Below are 15,771 nucleotides of genomic sequence, written 5' to 3'. Positions count from 1 at the left end.
GGCCGATCAGCGGTGCTTGTCCAGCACCGCCTTGACCTGCTTGCCGACCTCGCCCGACTCGCCGTCCAGCGGCTTCAGCGCGGCGGCGAAGTCCTTGCGCAGCTGCTCGGCCTCGGCGTCGCTCAACTTGTAGGTGTTGTCGGCCTGGGCCTTCTTGAAGAAGGCCTCGCCGGCGGCCTGGGCGTCGGCCACGGCTTGCGCGGCGCGCTTGTCGGCCTCCATGGACACGCGCTTGATGGCCTCCTGGTCCTTGGGCGAGATCTTGGCCCAGGCGTCCTTGTTCATCACGAACAGCGACAGGTTGTTGGACTGGCGCAGGAAGGTGACCTTGGGCGCGACCTGCTCCAGCTTCAGCGAGGGCGCGAGGATGCCCACGCTCAGCGTGCAATCGACGGTGCCGTTCTGCAGGGCCAGGTAGATCTCGGACGGATCGAGCGCCTGCGGGCTGGCGCCCACCGCCTTGATCTGTTCGCTCTGCCAGCGGCCGGCGGTGCGGACCTTGGTGCCCTTCCAGTCGGCCGGCGACTTCAGGAACTTGTTGCGGCACAGCGAGATGAGCTCGCCGGCCGGCTGCGACCACAGGTACACCAGCCCCTGCTCGGCCATGTTCTTCTCCAGCACCGGGCGCAGCTCGTTCAGGCTGGCCACCAGCTTGCCGGTGTCGGTGGGCACGCCGGTGAGGGCCTCGGTGTAGCCCAGGTAGCGCAGCTGGCCCGCCGCGGCCGCCGAGCTGAGCAGGCCGGCCGGCACGGCGCCGTTGCGCACCGCGCGCAAGGTCTCGTTGAGCGGCACCAGCGAGCCCCCGAAGTGCAGCTGCACCTTCACCCGGCCCTCGGTGGCCTTTTCAACCTCCTGTGCCCACCACTTCTCCGTGGGCGTCCAGGGCGCGCCCTCGGCGTGGAAGATGGTCATGTCGATCTTGGTCTGCGCCATCGCAAGGCCCGCGCACAGGCTCAGGGTGGCGGCGATGGCCAGGCGGCGGGCTCGGGTGAGGCTTTTCATGGCGTTGTCTCCTTTGGAATGGTGGGGGTTACTGAAGCCGGAATCCCTCGTAGCCGTTGGCCACGACGCGCTCACAGGTCTTGCGATAAGCCGGAATACCCCCGACGTACGGCAGGAACACCCGTGGCTTGCCCGGGATGTTCGCGCCCACGTACCAGGAGTCGGCCAGCGGAAAGAGCGTGCGGTCGGCGACCTCGCGCACGTGCTCGCACCAGCGGTCCTCGGCCTGGGGGTCGGCGTCGAGCAGGCTCAGGTCCTGCGCCTGCATGTGCGCCACGCAATCGGCGATGAAGTTCACGTGCTGCTCGATGGAGTGGACCATGTTGCCCTTGACCGAGGGGCTGCCCGGGCCGGTGACGATGAACAGGTTGGGGAAGCCCGCCGTCACCAGGCCCAGGTAGGCCTTGGGGCCCTCGGCCCACTTGTCGGCCAGCCGCAACCCGCCCCGGCCCCGGGCGTCCATCGCCAGCAGCGGCCCGGTGACCGCGTCGTAGCCGGTGGCGAAGACCAGCACGTCGAGTTCGTGGTGGCCCTCGCGGGTGGTGATGCCGCTTGCCGTCACCTGCTCGATGGGCGAGCGGCGGATGTCCACCAGCTTCACGTGCGGCTGGTTGTAGGTGTCGTAGTACCCGGTGTCCTGGCACAGCCGCTTGGTGCCGATGTAGTGGTCGCGCGGCGTGAGCTTGTCGGCCACCTCGGCGTCGCGCACGGTCGCGCGGATCTTGCCGCGCACGAACTCGCCCAGGGTCTCGTTGGCGGCGCGGTCGGTGAGCAGGTCGGTGTAGGGCGTGAGCACGGCGGCCGCGCCGCCATGCTCCCAGCGCGCGTCGTAGGTGCGCAGGCGCTGCGCCTCGTCCACCGAGAAGGTGGGCTGCGTGGGAATGCCCAGGCCCAGCATGCCGTCGTTGGATTCACGGGCCCGGGCGCGGTGCTGCGCGTAATCGCGCTTGAACGCCGCCTGCTCCTCCTGCATGAGCGGCCGGTTGCGCGCCGGCACCGAGAAATTCGGCGTGCGCTGGAACACGACCACCTGCCTGGCGACGCGGGCCACCTCGGGAATGATCTGGATGCCCGACGAACCCGTGCCGATCACACCCACGCGAAGGCCCTGCAAGTCCACCGCCTGTTCCGGCCACTGGCCGCTGTGATAGAGCGGCCCCTTGAAGTTGGCGATGCCCGGGACATCCGGTGTACGCGCCGCCGACAGGCAGCCCGAGGCCGCCACGAAGAAGCGCGCCTGCACCGCCAGCCCGGTGTCGGTGGCCAGGGTCCAGCCCTTGCGGGCTTCGTCGAAGCGGGCCGAGGTGACGCGGGTGCCGAAGACGATGTCGCGGCGAAGGTCGAAGCGCTCGGCCACGTGGCGGATGTAGCGCAGGATCTCGGGCTGGCTGGCGAAGCGCTCCGACCAGGTCCATTCCTGCTGCAGTTCCTCTGAGAACGAGTACGAGTATTCGAGGCTGGGCACGTCGCAGCGCGCGCCGGGGTACTTGTTCCAGTACCAGGTGCCGCCCACGTCGGGCGCGGCCTCGATGCACAGCACGCGCAGGCCCAGGCCCCGCAGGCGGTGGATGGCGTACAGGCCGGCGAAGCCGGCGCCGACCACGACGGCATCGACCGTGCGGGTCTCGGTGGGGAATGGGCGATCTGGGCTCATGGCGAGGTGGCTGTTGATGCGTCTCGGGTCGCCGAGGCAGCGGCGATCGCCCGCGCCGCGTCATCCACGGCGCGGTCGGCCGCATCGACGAGGGCGAACCAGCGCGCGTAGCCGTGCACCAGGCCGTCGAAGCGGCGCAGCTCGACCGGCACGCCGGCGTCGCGCAGGCGCTGCGCGTAGCGCTCGCCCTCGTCGCGCAGCACGTCGAACTGCGCGGTGCCGATCCACGCCGGCGGCGCGCCACGAAGATCGGGCGTGCGCAGCGGCGCGATGCGCGGATCACCCTGCTGCCACTGGCCCGGCGCGTAGAGGTCGAAGAACCACCGCATGTCCGGCTTCGTGAGCGTGTAGCCCTGCGCGAACTCGCGGTAGCTCGGGGTCTCGGTGTCGACGTCGGTCACCGGGTTGAACAGCACCTGGCCTGCGATGGGCAAGCGGCCGCGCAGGCCGAGGCACACGACCGCGGCCAGGTTGGCGCCCGCACTGTCACCCGCCAGCACCAGGGGCAGGTCGGCGCCGAAGGCAGGGGCGATCTCGCGGGCCACGTGCCACACGGCGTCTTCGGCGTCATGCACGGGCACCGGAAACGGATGCTCGGGCGCGAGGCGGTAATCGACCAGCACGACGACGCTGTTGGAGCGCACCGCCAGGGCGCGGGCCAGGGCGTCGAAGCCGTCCAGGTCGCCCAGCACCCAGCCGCCGCCATGCAGGTAGACCACGACCTGCGCCGGCTGCGGCGTGGCCTGGATCACCCGCAGCGCGATCCGCTCGCCCGAACGCACGGTCATCGTGCGCTCCGACGTGGCATGCACCGACGGCCCGGGGCCGAATGCCGCCGCGGCGGCGTCGTACAGCTGCCGCGCCTGCGGCACCGGCAGGCTCGACAGCGCGGCCCGGCCCGCGGCCTGCTGGGCCTGCAGCAGGCGCTGCACGACCGGGTGCAGTTCGGCGCAAGACGCATCGGACGACAAGGACATGCTCTCCATTCCCGCAAGCTCAGCTGCACGCCGGATGCGCAGCAGCCGAGTGGGCGCAGTGTAGGCAGCCGTTGATCTCAACCCATATCGATTGATCAGTCGATCCGTGTAAACAAGGAGGCGGGGCGGATCAGGCGGTGAAGCGCGGCCGCTGCTTCAGGCAGAGCGGCTCCATCAGCGGGCGGTAGGTCTCCATGGTCCTGGCATTGAGCTCGACCGGGGCCCGCTGGTCGGCGGGCAGCAGCGACTGGTAGGGCGATCGAGGTCGCCAAGGCCGCGCCGCCGGTCCAGTGGTGGAAGGGGATGTTCGGCACATTCGAGGGAAACCACACGCGGGTCATCGGCACCTTCCAGGACACGTCGCCGGCGTCGTTGGACGCCGGGATCTGCTTCGACGGGCCGAGCAGCGGCGCGACGGCGGCGCGCAGGCCGTCTTCGGCCACCTTCGCCTGGCGCTGCAGGCTGCGCGCGAAATCCTGCTCCCTGGCGGTCCACCCGGGCATGCCGATGGCCTCGATGTTGCGCTGCACGACCTCGGCCATCACGGCGTTGCCCAGCACCGGCCACACCGCGCTGCGCACGCCGACTTCCACGGTGGTGTTGGTCATCAGCGCCGCGCCCTGGGCGATCTTCTTCGCCTGCTCGAACAGGCCACGCGCCCCCTCGGCCGTGGAGTCGCGGAAGTACCACCACACCGAGGCCCGGGCCGGGATCACGTTGGGCTGGTCGCCGCCATGGGTGATGACCCGGTGCGCGGTGATGGTGGTGCGCATGTGCTCGCGCCACTGGGCGATGCCCATGTCCATCAGCACCACCGCATCGAGCGCGTCGCGCCCGCGCCAGGGCCACATGGCCGCATGCGCCGATTCGCCGTGGAAGGTGAAGTCGGCGGACACCGATGCGAAGCCGTGCTCCTCCAGCAGGCTGCACAGCAGCTCGCAGGTTCGGTGCTCCTGCATGCCCAGCTCGCCGAAATGAAAGACCGAGTCGCCGACGCCGGCGATGGCGTCGCGGTTGCGTTCGATGAAGTCCTGCAGGAACTTCTTCTCAGGACTCTCGGAAGCAGTCATCCGTTGCTCATCACTTTCGGTCCACCCATTCCATCGTCATTCGGGCTCGACCTTTGCCGCGCGAAGGATCTGCCCGTACAGGTCGATCCGCGTCCTGACCTGGCGGTCCAGCACCGCGGGGCCGCCGCCGCCCGGCGTGAGGGCGAAGGCATCGAAGCGCGCGCGCATCGCCGGCTCCTTGAGCACCTCGTCGATCTCGCGGCTCAGTTTCTGGATCACCTCGGCAGGCGTGCCCGCCGGGGCGTAGACCGCCGCCTGGATGCCGCCGTCGAGTTCGAAGCCGGGGTAGCCGGTTTCGGCGATCGTCGGCAGGTCGGGAAACTGCGCGATGCGCTCGCGGCTGGTGACGCCCAGCGCGCGCAGCTTGCCGGCCTTGACGAGCTCGGCCGCCTGCGGCGGGCCGAGGAACGCGACCTGGATCTCGCCCGTGAACAGGCCCTGCACCACCTGGCCGCCGCTCTTGTAGGGCACGTGCAGCATGGCGGTGCCGGTCTTCATGTTGAAGTACTCGCCGGCCAGGTGCAGCAGGTTGCCGTTGCCCGCCGAGCCGAAGGCCACCTTCGAGCCGGGTTGCCGCGCGAGGGCCACCAGCTCCTTGACCGACTTGGCCGGCACGTCGTTGTTGACCACCATCACCAGCCCGGGCGAGTTGCCGATGAAGGCCACCGAGGCGAAGTCGCGCAGCGTGTCGTACGGCAGCTTCTTGTACATGCTGGGATTGATCGCATGCGCCGTGGGCGCCACCAGCAGCGTGTAGCCATCGGCCGGCGCGCGGGCCACCGCTTCGGTGCCGATCAGCCCGTTGGCGCCTGCGCGGTTGTCCACCACGAACGGCTGCCCCAGCCGCTCGCCCAGGCGCTGCGCGATCAGGCGCGCCACCGCGTCGGTGGGTCCGCCCGGGCCGAAGGGCATCACCATGCGGACCGGCTTGTCCGGATAGGCCTGGGCCAGCGCCGCGGGCGCGGCGGCCATCCAGCCCAGGACCACCAGGCCGGTGGCGAGCACGGAGGCAAGGGTGCGTTTCATCGTCGAACTCCTGGGGGTGCTCCCCCTGTGGATGTGGACCGACCGGATCTGCCGACCCGGGCACAGCGGCGATGCTAAGAGCGGGCCGCCATAGCGTCCAATACAGAATCAGCACCCCGGAAATACCTTTCGAGCATCACGATGGAACTGCGGCAGATGCGTTACTTCGTCGAGGTGGCCGACGCCTTGAGCTTCACCCGCGCGGCCGAGCGGCTGCACATGTCACAGCCGCCGGTCAGTCGGCAGATCGCGCGGCTGGAGGAAGAAATCGGCGCCGCCTTGTTCCACCGCACCAAGCAATCGGTCGCGCTGACCGAGGCGGGACGGGCGTTCTATGACCAGGCCCGCGCCACGCTGGCCAGCGCGCAGGCCGCCCTCACCGCTGCACGGCGCGCGGCAGCCGGTCACGTGGGCCGGCTGGCCCTGGGCTTCGGCGGCCTGAGCGCCTACTGGTGGCCGCAGGTGATGGCCGAATTCCGCGCCAGGAGCCCTTCCGTCGAATTGGTGCTCCACCCCCTCCAGCTGGCCCACCAGCGTGCGGCGCTGCTCGAAGACCGGATCGACGTGGGCATGGTCGTCTTGCCGCTCGAACACGCGGACCTGGCGGCGGAACGCTTCCGCTGCGAGCCGTTGTGGGTGGCGCTGCCCGAGGGCCACGCGCTGGCTGCCCACCGCTCGCTGTCGCTGTCCCAGCTGGCCGACTGCGACTTCGTCATGGTGCCCTGGACCCGCGGCCACGGCTTCGGCCGCCTGACCATGCGCATCTGCAGCCGCGCCGGCTTCGTGCCCCGCGTGGTGCAGGAGGCCGAGCCCATGGAGTCGGTGGTCGGCATGGTCGGCGCCGGCGTCGGCCTGGCCATCGTCCCGGCCATCGTGAGCCAGTTGCCGGTGAGCCGCGTCGTCTACCGGCCCATCAGGGAGCGCTACGCACGCGCCGAGATCGGCATCGCGTGGAGCAAGGGCAACCACTCGCCAGTGCTGAAGCATTTCGTCGACGTGGCGCGCCGGGTGGTCCGCGCCCACGCTCGGCAGGACGTCGGCTGAGCCCCATGCGCGAGCGAACTTTGCGCAGAATGGACCATCCGAAGAACGCTGCGCGACCGACGAGCCATGGCTGAAGAAGAACACCCGAAGGCATTGAGCGATGTGCTGGACCACCTGGAGAGTGCCGCGCACGGCGACAGCGTCACCGTGGAGGAAGTGGTCCAGAAGCTCGGGCACAAGTCCTTCGCCGCGCTGATGCTCATCTTCTCCCTCATCTCCACCTCGCCGGCCAGCGCCATCCCGGGCATCACCGCCACCGTGGCCGTGATCGTGTTCATCCTGGTGGTTCAGATGATCCTGGGCCGCAAGTGCGTCTGGCTGCCGCAGTTCATCACCCGGCGGCACATGTCGACCAAGAAGCTGTGCAAGGGCATCTCCTGGCTGCGCAAGCCCGTCCAGTTCGTGGAGCGCTTCCTGAAGGAGCGGCTCACTTTCCTGCTGCACCGCCCCTGGCTGTACCTGCCCCTGGTCCTCATCCTCGCGCTCACCTTGTTCATGCCCTTCATGGAGGTGGTCCCCACCTCGGGCTCCATCGCCTCGGCGGTCATCGCGCTCTTCGCGGCCGGCCTGCTGATGAGGGACGGGGCGCTGGTGGTGTTGTCCTTCGTGGTGCTGGCCGCGCTGCCGGTCGCCGTCTGGTACTTCGGGTTCTCGGGCTGAGGGGCGACCGGCCCCACGGCGCCGAGCCGACCGCGATCCGGCTCAGGCCAGGACCGGATACCGCCCCGCCAGCAGCGCACCCGCACCCGGCACCACCGGTTCCAGCCGAAGCTTCTCCAGCATCTGCCGCACCGTGCACACCGCGCTGGACACCACCGGCACGCCCAGCTGGTCTTCGACGCGCTGGATGGCCGGCAGCGAGGGCATCTGCACGCAGGCCGACAGCACCACGGCATCGACCCCGCTCACATCGAGGCGCCGCACGTCGTCCACCAGGCGCAGCGGATCGCGCAGGCCCACCTCGAGGTTGTCGGGGATCTCGAAGCACAGCGAGTCCTGCACGGCGATGCCCTCGTGCTCGATGTAGTCCACCACCAGGTCGGTGAGTGGCCGCATGTAGGGCGCCATCAGCGCGATGCGCTTCGCGCCCAGCGTCCTGAGGCCGTGCACCAGCGCGCCGGCGGAGGTCATCACCGGCGCCTCGCACTGGTTGGCCCGCGCCACTTCGGTCAGCTCGCGCTCGACCTGCCGGTGGTAGCCGCGGCCCATGGCCATGATGGCGACCAGGCAGGCGGTGCTCATGACGTCCACGCGCGCGTCGGCCAGTTCGGCGGCGCAGCGAAGGCCTTCCCGGTTCATGGCCGCCAGTTCCTCCTTCGTGACCTTGTGCATGCGCATGCGGCTGGAGTGGAAGGTGAAGCGCTCGGGGTGCAGGTCCTCGCGCGCGCGCAGCATCGCGGGGATCTCGGTCTCCATGGTGGTGTTGGAGCTCGGCACGATCTGGCCGATCCGGTACGGGGCCATCTGCACGCCCTCAGTCCAGGGAAATGCGGGCCTGCCGCACGATGTCGGCGAAGCGGCGGGTGTCGGCCTCCACGGCCTGCGTGAGTTCGGCCGGCGAGCCGATCCAGGGCTCGAATCCGACGGTCGTCAGGCGCTGGCGCACGTCCGGCTCGCGCAGCGCCTTGCCCACGCCTTCGTTGAGCTGCGCGATCACCGGCTGCGGCGTGCCCTTGGGCGCGAACAGCGCCACCCAGGTCTTGAGCTCGAAGCCCGCCGGGCCGCCGGCCTCGGCCACGGTGGGGATGTCGCCATAGCCGTCCAGCCGGCGCGGCGCGGCCAGCGCGATGAACTTGACCTTCTTCGCCTTGAACAGCGGACCCACGGTCGCGGCGGTGCCGAACGCCCAGGCCACCTCGCCGCTGGCCACCGCGGTGTACAGCTGCGGCAGTTCCTTGAAGGGCACGTGGGTCATGCGCGTGCCGGTGGCGTTCTCCAGCATGGCCGCGCCCACGTGGCCGACGCTGCCGATGCCCCAGCTGCCGTAGGTGAGCTGGCCATTGCGGGACTTGGCGGCCGCCACGAGGTCGGCCACGCTGTTCCACGGGGAGTCGGCCGGCACCACGACGAAGAAGTGGGTGAAGTACAGCGGCGCCACGGGCTCGAAGTCACCCTTGGGCGAGAACGGCAGCTGCTTGTACAGGTGGGGTTGCAGCGAGAAGTGCGTGTTGTCCACGCCGACCAGCGTGTAGCCGTCGGCGGCTGCGCGCTTGGCCTCGTTCACCGCCAGCCAGCCGTTGGCGCCCGGCTTGTTGTCGATGACGAAGGGCTGCTTCCAGGTGCCGGAGAGCTTGTCCGAGACGTGGCGGACGACGGCGTCGGGGCCGCTGCCGGCGGAGTACGGCAGCAGGGTCTTGACCGGGCGCGCCGGAAACGCGGGCGTGCCCTGGCCGAAGGCGGCGGTGGCGGCGGCGCCCAGTCCGCCGAGCAGGCAGAGGCGGCGGGAAAAATCGAAGGTCTTCATCGTTGTCTCCTGAGGGTCGAGCGGTTCAGGCCGCCACGGGTTGCGAATGGGCGGCCTCGTAGGCCGCGGTGAAGAAGGGGTCGCGCTGGCGCAGGTCTTCGTGGCTGACCTGGCCCGTGCGGCGCATGTAGTCGTAGGCGAACTCGATGGGGGTGAGGTGCATGCGCGAGGCCACCCCCTCGTACCAGTCCAGGCTGCGCGCCGCAGCGCCCTGGAAGCTGCTGGAGGCCGGCCGGCGCGCCTGCTCGAAGGCCGCGAAGAGAGCCGGCAGGTCCTTGCCATGGGCGGCGAGCGCCTGGCTGAGCGCGATGGCGTCCTGCATCGCCATGCGGGTGCCCGAGCCCAGCGAGAAGTGCACCGTGCGCAGGGCGTCGCCCAGGAGCAGGATGTTCTCGTGGCTCCAGCGCTCGTTGCGCACGATGTTGGCCTCGAACCAGAGCGAGCGATTGGTCAGGAGTTCGTTGCTGCCCAGGTCGCGGCGGAACACCTCGGCGCACAGCTGCCGGCTCTCGTCCTCGCCCATCCGGTCCAGGCCGGCGCGGCGCCAGCTGTCCGGGTCCACCTCCACCAGGAAGGTGCTCAGCTCGGGGCTGTACTGGTAGCTGTGGGCGATGAAGATGCCATGCGGCGTGTCGCGGAAGATCAGCGACACCGGGTGGAAGCGCTGGCGCGTGCCGTACCAGGCGAACTTGTTGCGCCGCTTCTCGAACACGGGGCGGAAGTGCTCGGCGTAGCGGGTGCGCACCGCGCTGTTGCCGCCGTCGGCGGCCACCAGCAGGTCGACCTCGCGCCGCAGCGCCTCCACGTCGTCGACGCGCCGCCCGTAGTGCACCGTGATGCCGGCCCGGGCGCAGGCACGCTGCAAGGTCGCGAGCATGGCGATGCGCGAGGTGCGCGAGAAGTGGTTGCCGTGCACCTGCACGCGGGTGTCGCGGTGCACGATCTCCATGTAGTCGCAACGCTCGTGGTGTGCGGTGAACTCGGCGAAGAACTCCGGGTCGGCCTCGCGCAGGAAGTGCAGGCCCACGTCGGAGAACACCACGCCCCAGCCGTAGGTGGCGTCGGCGGGGTTCTGCTCGAACACGGTGATCTCGTGGCCCGGGTCGCGCTTCTTGGCGAGCAGGGCGAAGTACAGGCCGGCGGGGCCGCCGCCGATGATGGCGATCTTCATGGGGTTTCTCCTTCGGCCTGGGGCGCATCCCCGCAGGCCAGTCGATAACGTTCGAGCGCATCGCGCAGCCGCTGCGGCAGCTCGACGGCGCGGCGCTCGCCGCGGGCGATGCAGGCCGGCGTGAGCCGCGCGGTGAACACGGTGTCGCCCTCGGGGGTGCGGGCATGCATCTCGAGCACGAAGCTGCGCTGGCGAACCTCGGCCACCCGCACGGTCGTCTCGAATTCCTCGTCGGGCCGCAACGACCGCTGGAAGTCGAACGAGAGCGCCCTGCTGGGCGTGCCGAAGCCGATCAGGTCCTTGGCCTTCTGCGGTGTGGTGCCGAACAGGCTGCCGTAGAACAACTCGGCGGCCGAGATCACGTATTCGGCGAAGGCCACCGTGTAGACCACGCCGGCCGGATCGCACTCGCCCCACTTCACGCGCCGGCGGATCACCAGCGGCGACTCGGAGACGGCCCACTCGGTGGCGTTCACCAGGCAACCTCCCCCAGGATTGCCCGCTGATGCGGGTTGCTCCTCCCCCCTCCGCAAGCGGAGGGGGCGAGCGCCTTCGGGCGGCCGGGCGGCGCTCATGCGCCCGCTCCCTGCGCCACCAGCTGCGCCGCCGTGGCGCGCAGGGCCGCCTTGTCCACCTTGCCCACGCGCGTGACGGGAAAGGCGTCGACGACCTCGACCCGCTCGGGGCACTTGTACTTGGCGAGCCCCTGCCCGACGAGGAACTGCGCCAGCTCCTTGACATCGGGTGCCGCCATGCCGGGGCGAAGCACCAGGAAGACGCAGCCCTTCTCGCCATAGAACGGGTCGGGCATGGCCACCAGCTTGGCGTCGGCGACGGCCGGGTGGCGGCTGACGAACTCCTCCACTTCCTCGCAGCCGATCTTCTCGCCGCCGCGGTTGATGTTGTCGCGCAGCCGGCCCTCGAAGCTGTAGCAGGTGACGCCGTCGACCACGTGCGCGCGCATCATGTCGCCGGTGCGATAGAAGCCCTCGCGGGTGAAGGCGCTGGCGTTCGTCTCGGGCGAGGCGTAGTAGCCGGCCAGGGTCGACGGGCCGCGAAAGCACAGTTCGCCCATGCCACCGGCCGGCGCGCGCTCCTGCGACTGCGGGTCCAGCAACACCAACTCGTCGGCCGGGCAACCGGAGGCGCCCTGCGTGTGATGGCGGCGGAACGCGGGAGCATCGGGGCCCGATCCGAGCAGCATGCCTTCGGTGATGCCGTAGAGGTTGGAGCACGGCACGCCCAGGTGCGCTTCCAGCAGGTCGGCCCGGCTCATGGTGGCGAACAGGCGCAGGGACGACAGGTCGTGCCGGGCCAGCTCTCGATAGGCGAGCAGCTGCGGCGCGATGGGACCGATGGACAGGGCGTGGGTGACGCGGTGCGCCTCGATCAGCTCCAGCATGCGCGCGATGTCCACGCGCGGCATCAGGACCGTGGTCACGCCACTGGCGGCCATCGGGATCAGCGCGTAGAGCTGGCCAGCGTTGTGCAGCAGCGGCAGCGACCAGATGACGCGGGCCTGCTCTCCGATGCCGTATACGCGTTGCCAGCCGGCGGCATGGGCCAGGTATTCGCCGTGGAAGCGCGGGATGATCTTGGGCAGGCCGGTGCTGCCACCCGACAGCTGGAAGCTCAGCACGTCGCGTGGGCCGAGTCGCACGCGCTCCAGCAGCTTCCGGGCCGTCTCCAGCGGCATGGCGCCGATCAGCGCCTGCAGGCCTTGGCCGTCGACATCGCCCTTGCCGCGGGCCACCACCAGGTGCTGCAGCGACGGCACGGCCTGCATCATCTGCCGCGCGAAGGCGACCAGGTCGAAGGCGCCGAAGTCGGCCTGCACGAAGTAGCCGCGCGCACCGGTCTGGCGGGCCAGCTGGCCGATCTCCACTTCGCGGTGCTGCGGCAGCGAGCACACCGGCACCACGCCGGCCTTGAAGCAGGCCAGCAGCGCGATGGCCGTCTCCACGGTCGTTCCCATCTGGAACATCGCGCGGTCGCCGGGGTTCAGGCCGGCCTGCAGCAGCGCCGCGGCCAGCCGCTCGGTGGCCTCGTCCAGCTCGGCGTAGCTCAGGCTGCGCTCGTCGCTAATCAAGGCCAGGCGGTCCGGATGCCGGCGAGCGCTGGCGCGCAGCGCGTCGCCGACGGTGCCGTCGACCCAGGATCCGTCGGCCAGCCAGCGGGCGGCCCGCTCGGGCGGGTGGTAGGTCACGCCCTCGATCGGGCAGTGGATCGGTGCCATGCGATGTCTCCTGCGTGGTGGGTTCAGGCGGGCAGCGGCGCGATGCGGACCCGGTCGCGGTCGTAGCTCTCGATGCTTCCGTGCACGCCGCCGGTGAACAGCCCCCACCACACGGCGGGCTTGAGGCCGAGCTCGCGGCGGCCGAATTCCAGCGGCTGCTCCGATTCGATGAGGTGGTGGGTGGGCCCCGGCGTGACCCGGCAGCCCGGGCGGCCGCGCGCCGCCTCCACCAGGGCGGCGAACTCGGGGACGGCGGGCACGTGGATCCGCAACGGCGCACGGCCGGCCGAGCTCAACAGGCTGGCCTTGCGCGCCCAGACCTCGTCGATGTGCCGGACCCGCCGGCCCTGGGAGCGGGCGTCGTGCTCGGCGTCGACGGCGGCGCGCAGCGTGAGTTCGGCGTCGGTGGCGTCGACCTCGCCCAGCGGCCTGAGCTTGCGGGTGAACTCGATGAAGTAGCCGTTGGGATCGCGCACGTACACCGACTCGATCACCTCGTGCGTGGTGGCCACCGACACCTCCAGCCCGAGCTGCTCCAGGCGCTGGCGCCAGGCCTGCAGTTCCTCGGCCGAATCGACCAGCCAGGCCGTGTGGGTGGCGTCGAACACATGGTCCTCGGGCCAGGGGGCGCGTCCGGCGCGGCCCTGCAGGGTCGCCGGTTCGTCTTCGCCCAGGTAGTAGAAGAAGGCGATGGTGCTGCCGTTACCACTGTCGAAGAAGAAGTGCAGGAAGTCCGGGTGCGTGGCCGGGCCCCAGCCGCGCGCGGAGATCACGTGCACGAGTGGCAGGCCGAGCACGTCGCGGTAGAAGTGCAGCGTTTCCTGCAGTTTCCAGGTGGGGCGGGCGGTGTGGTCGACGCCGCGCAGGACGAGGCGCGGCAGGTTGGGTGAAGTGGACATGGCGGTCTCCGGAGAAGGGGTCAGCGCGGGAACTTCTCGCGCAGCCAGTCGGCAAGATGCCGGCCGGCGATGGTGCGGCCGAGCTCCTCGCCCGCGGCGAGCGCCCGGCCGTGGTGGTCGCCGCGCACGCGAAGGTGCGTCTTGTCCGTGGCGGCGAGCGCATCGACGATGCGTTTCACGTCGGACGGAAAGCAGGCCTGGTCGCCGGTGTATTCGACGACCAGCGTGGGCTGCACCAGCGAAGCGGCCGCCTGCGCCAGGGTGGCGCGGGAGGACAGGCCCGACCAGGTGGACAGCCAGCTTTCGGGCGTGCACTGGCGCGCGAAACCAACCGCTCCGAAATTCGAAGCATAGGGATCGGTGCCCCAGAGCGAGCCGAACTTGCGGTCCGACGGGTCCAGCGCCAGGTCGAAGCAGCGCAGGTCGGCGTCGGTGCGCCAGACGTTGATGATGGGCGTGTGGGCGGCCAGTCGCCGGTCCTGAGCCGACACGGATTCGCCGGCCGTCTTGAGCCGCTGGCGTGCCGCCTGCCGCTTGGCGATCAGTTCGCGGGCCAAGGCATCGATGCGCTCGACGCGCAGGCGCTGCGCCTGCCGATAGCGTTGCACGAACTCGGGCGCATAGCGCGTATCGCGGCCCCGGTAGCCGTTGCGGGGCGACAGCGGGTCCAGTTCGGGATCGACCGACATCACATCGCCCTCCACGATGACGGACGGGTCGATGCAGTTCATCAGCAAGGCGCCCTGGCCGGGGTGCGGCCCAACGAAGACCAGACCATCGACTTGGGGCATGTCCAGCTCGGCCAGTCCGGTGGGTCGTCCAGCGGGCGTGCGCGCCAAGCGCTCGGCGCCGGCCAGGCGGCTCTGCTGCACATAGAAGGCGTACAAGCCCGCCCCGCCGGAGTTGCCGAGCAGCACGATGCGGCGAAAGCCTTGCTCGCGCAGGAAGCGCAGGCCGGCCGCCACGTCATGTAGCGCGATCTCGTGCTCCAGCCGCAGGTCGTTGCCGACCGAGCGCGGGCTCTGCGACCAGGCGGCATAGCCAGCACCCACGATGTCCGGAATCAGGTAGTGGCAGGCCATGAACTCGCGCGGATGCATCACGCACACCACCGTGTCGCTACCGCCGGGCGGCTGGTAGAGCGAGCCGCCGGTCGCGGCGCCATCCTGGGTGCGCAGCACCACGTTGCGGGTGTCGGCCCCGGCCGGCAGGTCGCGTGGGTTCCAGTCGGTGTTGAGCAGGCCGGCCGTGGCCTGCGAGTGCGTGTCGCTCATCGTTGCCCGCCGCTGCGCGGCGCCCGTCATTGATCTGCGTCAATGATAGGCCGACTTTGACACCACCGTCAATAAATTGACGTTAGTGTCAGTACGGGCTCTCGGGTGGCTCAGCGGTGCCTGGCCAGCGCCTCCAGCGCATCCACGTTTTCGCGCAGCAGCCCGATGGCCTCGGCCAGGGAGGCGGGCGGGCGATGGGTGCCGACATCCCGCACCAGGGAGCGAAGCGCCATCTCGGTGAGCATGTTGGCGACGGTCTCGACGGGCGCCTGGTCGGGCTCGTACCACCAGGCGCCCCAGTTGCAGATGCCGATCAGGGCGAAGGCGGCGACGCGGGGCTCGGGCACCTGGAACACGCCGGCGGCCACGCCCTTCTCGATGGTCTGCACGAACTGGTCCAGCACGGCGTGCCGCGCCGCGCGCGCCGCTGCGCGCGCGGGCTCCGGCAGGCTGGACTCGCTGCGCTCCACCACGCGGAACTGCATGGGGTGGGTCAGGATGAGGGTGGCGTGCTGGAGCACGAGTTGCCGCAGCGCCTCCTGCGGCGGAAGCGACTCCTGCCCCTTCAGTCCACGAGCAAGCTCCCCCGCGCGCTGGGTCACCTCCTCGGTCAAGGCCTCGAGGATGGCCTCCTTGCTCTGGAAGTAGTAGTAGACCGCCGTGCGGGTCACGCCCAAGGCGTCGGCCAGGTCGTTGAACTTCGTGCCGCCGAAGCCCTTGTCGATGAACAGGCGTGAGGCAACTTCGAGGATGGACTGGCGTTGCAGCTCGTTGCGAGGCTGCTGGCGCGGTCGATCCGGCGGGTGGGATGCGGGCATGAGGATGGGTGGGGCAGTTACGGAGCCCATTCGGTCGGGCTGTCGGACGCGAACCAACGACCGGGGATTATGGGTTCGCCATTCCTGGCTGCTGCCAGTCCGAGCACCGCTTGCCCGCTGACGCGGCCCACGAGCC

General features: G+C 70.2%; 15 protein-coding genes. 2 read left to right on the top strand and 13 right to left on the bottom strand.

Going from position 1 to position 15,771, the window contains the following annotated elements; translation table 11 throughout:
* Positions 1–6: 6 nt before the first annotated feature.
* The 5 genes from JI739_RS10225 to JI739_RS10205 all read right to left on the bottom strand — a co-directional run bounded on the left by JI739_RS10225 (position 7) and on the right by JI739_RS10205 (position 5,729).
* Positions 7–1,002 carry a TRAP transporter substrate-binding protein gene (locus JI739_RS10225; protein ID WP_201683801.1) on the bottom strand — a complete coding sequence of 332 codons (996 nt, stop codon included), beginning with the start codon at positions 1,000–1,002 and terminating at the stop codon, positions 7–9.
* A 28-nt stretch (positions 1,003–1,030) separates the two neighbouring features.
* A complete protein-coding gene (locus tag JI739_RS10220; RefSeq protein WP_201683800.1) occupies positions 1,031–2,656 on the bottom strand; it encodes a flavin-containing monooxygenase in 1,626 nt (541 codons plus the stop codon).
* On the bottom strand, positions 2,653–3,633 hold the full coding sequence (locus JI739_RS10215) for an alpha/beta hydrolase (RefSeq protein ID WP_201683799.1): 981 nt from the start codon (positions 3,631–3,633) through the stop codon (positions 2,653–2,655). Before JI739_RS10215 ends, JI739_RS10220 begins: the two co-directional genes overlap by 4 nt.
* 95 nt (positions 3,634–3,728) lie before the next feature.
* Positions 3,729–4,703: a peptidase dimerization domain-containing protein gene (locus JI739_RS10210; RefSeq protein WP_201683798.1), complete on the bottom strand. Its 975-nt coding sequence runs from the start codon at positions 4,701–4,703 to the stop codon at positions 3,729–3,731.
* 36 nt (positions 4,704–4,739) lie between these two features.
* Positions 4,740–5,729: a tripartite tricarboxylate transporter substrate binding protein gene (locus tag JI739_RS10205; protein WP_201683797.1), complete on the bottom strand. Its 990-nt coding sequence runs from the start codon at positions 5,727–5,729 to the stop codon at positions 4,740–4,742.
* Between the two features lie 141 nt (positions 5,730–5,870).
* Here JI739_RS10205 and JI739_RS10200 point away from each other — a divergent pair, with 141 nt between their 5' ends.
* Positions 5,871–6,773 (top strand): LysR family transcriptional regulator, encoded by a 903-nt coding sequence (locus JI739_RS10200; RefSeq protein ID WP_201683796.1) that lies wholly within the window; start codon positions 5,871–5,873, stop codon positions 6,771–6,773.
* A 66-nt stretch (positions 6,774–6,839) separates the two neighbouring features.
* Entirely contained in the window at positions 6,840–7,433 is a 594-nt protein-coding gene (locus JI739_RS10195) for an exopolysaccharide biosynthesis protein (RefSeq protein ID WP_201683795.1), read from the top strand.
* Between the two features lie 42 nt (positions 7,434–7,475).
* On the opposite strand, the gene JI739_RS10190 is transcribed toward JI739_RS10195, so the two are convergent.
* From JI739_RS10190 to JI739_RS10155, 8 genes are all read right to left on the bottom strand, one after another.
* Positions 7,476–8,237, bottom strand: coding sequence for a maleate cis-trans isomerase family protein (locus JI739_RS10190; protein ID WP_201684109.1), 762 nt, complete (start codon positions 8,235–8,237; stop codon positions 7,476–7,478).
* A gap of 10 nt (positions 8,238–8,247) precedes the next feature.
* Complete coding sequence (locus JI739_RS10185) at positions 8,248–9,237, bottom strand: Bug family tripartite tricarboxylate transporter substrate binding protein (protein ID WP_201683794.1); 990 nt, start codon at positions 9,235–9,237, stop codon at positions 8,248–8,250.
* 25 nt (positions 9,238–9,262) lie between these two features.
* Entirely contained in the window at positions 9,263–10,408 is a 1,146-nt protein-coding gene (locus JI739_RS10180) for an FAD-dependent monooxygenase (protein WP_201683793.1), read from the bottom strand.
* Positions 10,405–10,884 carry an acyl-CoA thioesterase gene (locus JI739_RS10175; protein ID WP_201683792.1) on the bottom strand — a complete coding sequence of 160 codons (480 nt, stop codon included), beginning with the start codon at positions 10,882–10,884 and terminating at the stop codon, positions 10,405–10,407. The genes JI739_RS10180 and JI739_RS10175 overlap by 4 nt, the downstream gene beginning before the upstream one ends.
* Positions 10,885–10,979: 95 nt before the next feature.
* Entirely contained in the window at positions 10,980–12,644 is a 1,665-nt protein-coding gene (locus JI739_RS10170) for an AMP-binding protein (protein WP_201683791.1), read from the bottom strand.
* 23 nt (positions 12,645–12,667) lie between these two features.
* Positions 12,668–13,543, bottom strand: a complete 876-nt coding sequence (locus tag JI739_RS10165; protein ID WP_201683790.1) for a VOC family protein — start codon at positions 13,541–13,543, stop codon at positions 12,668–12,670.
* 20 nt (positions 13,544–13,563) lie between these two features.
* Positions 13,564–14,817: an alpha/beta fold hydrolase gene (locus tag JI739_RS10160; RefSeq protein WP_201683789.1), complete on the bottom strand. Its 1,254-nt coding sequence runs from the start codon at positions 14,815–14,817 to the stop codon at positions 13,564–13,566.
* A 110-nt stretch (positions 14,818–14,927) separates the two neighbouring features.
* Positions 14,928–15,635: a TetR/AcrR family transcriptional regulator gene (locus JI739_RS10155; RefSeq protein WP_201683788.1), complete on the bottom strand. Its 708-nt coding sequence runs from the start codon at positions 15,633–15,635 to the stop codon at positions 14,928–14,930.
* Positions 15,636–15,771 lie beyond the last annotated feature (136 nt).

Origin of the sequence: Ramlibacter aurantiacus (genome assembly GCF_016722895.1) — a bacterium.
GTDB lineage: Bacteria > Pseudomonadota > Gammaproteobacteria > Burkholderiales > Burkholderiaceae_C > Ramlibacter > Ramlibacter aurantiacus.
The sequence above is the reverse complement of the archived record's forward strand: the minus strand, read 5'-3'. Positions and strand labels throughout refer to the sequence as shown.